The organism is Halomicrobium sp. IBSBa (assembly GCF_017612575.1).
GTDB lineage: Archaea > Halobacteriota > Halobacteria > Halobacteriales > Haloarculaceae > Halomicrobium.
This window is the reverse complement of record NZ_JADPQC010000045.1, coordinates 1-436: the sequence shown is the minus strand read 5'-3', so window position 1 is coordinate 436 and position 436 is coordinate 1. Positions and strand designations below refer to the sequence as shown.

At 62.8% G+C, this 436-nt stretch carries 1 protein-coding gene; it reads right to left on the bottom strand.

Annotation, left to right across the window (positions count from 1 at the left end; genetic code table 11):
• Positions 1–75: 75 nt before the first annotated feature.
• Positions 76–436 (bottom strand): PacF protein (locus IL252_RS17375; RefSeq protein WP_208629066.1); only part of this gene is annotated, 361 nt, incomplete at its 5' end.

Sequence of the window (436 nt, the reverse complement as noted above, 5' to 3'; positions counted from 1 at the left end):
GCTGTGCCTCGACTGCGCGCTGTTCGTCCTCGGACAGGTCGGCTGGACCACCGAGGTCGGATTCCGTTGTTGCCATTAGATCTCACCTCGCTGTTTCTCCGCTTCTATCTGCTCGGATTCGGAGGCTTCGACCTCCTCAGCAGCCGGATCGACGTTGTACGTCTGTGCGAACCGGTAGGACTTGTTGGTCGTTCCACCGAAGCTCACGTCGTCCTCGGTGACTTCACCGATGTACTGGTGCTGTACGACCCAGAGACTGTTGGGGTCGTCGTCAGTGAACGCCGCAATCGCCGCCTGTTCTGCGCCGGCGGTGCTGGGGGCTTCGACATCACCGCCGTGCGTGTGATACCCACCGGGCTTGTCCTGCCGGAAGACGGCCCACGGTTTCTCGGCACCGTCCCCAGTCTCGTCGCGGCTCTCTGCATCGGGGTCGACC